General features: G+C 67.1%; 2 protein-coding genes. Both read left to right on the top strand.

The annotated features are described in order from the left end of the window. Positions 1–647 (top strand): FGGY family carbohydrate kinase (locus ELR45_RS41010; RefSeq protein ID WP_240759823.1); only part of this gene is annotated, 647 nt, incomplete at its 5' end. A gap of 25 nt (positions 648–672) precedes the next feature. Continuing rightward, on the top strand, positions 673–1,390 hold a 718-nt coding region (locus tag ELR45_RS38215; protein WP_420813898.1), incomplete at its 3' end, for a 3-phosphoshikimate 1-carboxyvinyltransferase.

Here is a 1,390-nt window from a genome sequence, read left to right on the forward strand (position 1 = left end):
CCGTCTGCTACAAGATCGGCGATAACGAGACCGTCTACGCCCTCGAGGGCTCCATCGCGGTCACCGGCTCGCTGGTGCAGTGGATGCGGGACAACCTCGGTCTCATCGGCAGCGCGCCGGAGATCGAGCAACTGGCCGACAGCGTCGACGACAACGGCGGCGTCTACTTCGTTCCAGCGTTCTCCGGCCTGTTCGCGCCCTATTGGCGTTCCGACGCACGCGGCGCGATCGTGGGCCTGACCCGCTACGTCACCAAGGGCCATCTCGCGCAAGCGGTCCTGCAGGCGACGGCGTTCCAGTCCCTCGAGGTCATCGAGGCGATGAACGCCGACTCCGGAGTACCGCTGAAGTCGTTGAAGGTCGACGGTGGGATGGTGGGCAACGAACTGCTCATGCAGTTCCAGGCCGACATCCTCGGCGTTCCGGTGATCCGGCCGGTGGTCGCGGAGACCACCGCGCTCGGAGCCGCTTACGCCGCCGGGCTGGCGGTCGGCTTCTGGGAAAGCGAGGAGGACATCCGCACCAACTGGGCCCAGGACAAACAGTGGGACCCGCAAATGGACGAGACCGAGCGCGACAAGCAGTACCGCCGGTGGAAGAAGGCAGTGACCAAGACCTTCGACTGGGTAGACGACGAGACCGACTAAACGGCGGGCGGTAAGCTGGGGTCCGATGACTTCCTCTGCCGCACCACTCTGGCCTGCACCGACGGCGTCGGGGCCGGTCGACGCGACCGTCGCGTTGCCCGGCTCCAAGTCCGTCACCAACCGAGCGCTGGTCCTCGCTGCTCTTGCGTCGTCACCGTCACAGGTTCGCCGGCCCCTTCAGGCACGTGACACTCGCTTGATGGTGGATGCGCTGCGCGCCTTGGGCACCGGCATCGATGAGGTCGACGGCGGCTGGCGGGTGACACCGGCCACACTCTCCTCCGGAGGGTACGTCGACTGCGGTCTCGCCGGCACCGTGATGCGGTTCGTGCCGCCCGTGGCCGCGCTGGCAGGCGGCGACGTCGCCTTCGACGGCGATCCGCATGCACGCAACCGGCCCATGGGCACCGTGATCGATGCCCTGCGTGCACTCGGCGTCGAGATCGACGACGCAGGCCGCGGTGCCCTGCCGTTCACCGTCAGCGGCAACGGCGCCGTCGACGGCGGATCGGTGACCATCGACGCGTCGGCGTCGTCACAGTTCGTCAGTGGGCTTCTGCTGTCCGGCGCCAGGTACGACAAGGGCGTCACGGTGCACCATGACGGCAAGCAGGTACCGTCGCTCCCCCACATCGAGATGACCGTGGGCATGCTGCGTGACTGCGGAGTCGACGTCGATTCATCCGAGATCAACACCTGGCGTATCGAGCCCGGACCGATCGAGCCACTCGACATGACCATCG

The organism is Phytoactinopolyspora endophytica, from assembly GCF_004138495.1.
In the GTDB taxonomy this organism is placed as follows: domain Bacteria; phylum Actinomycetota; class Actinomycetes; order Jiangellales; family Jiangellaceae; genus Phytoactinopolyspora; species Phytoactinopolyspora endophytica.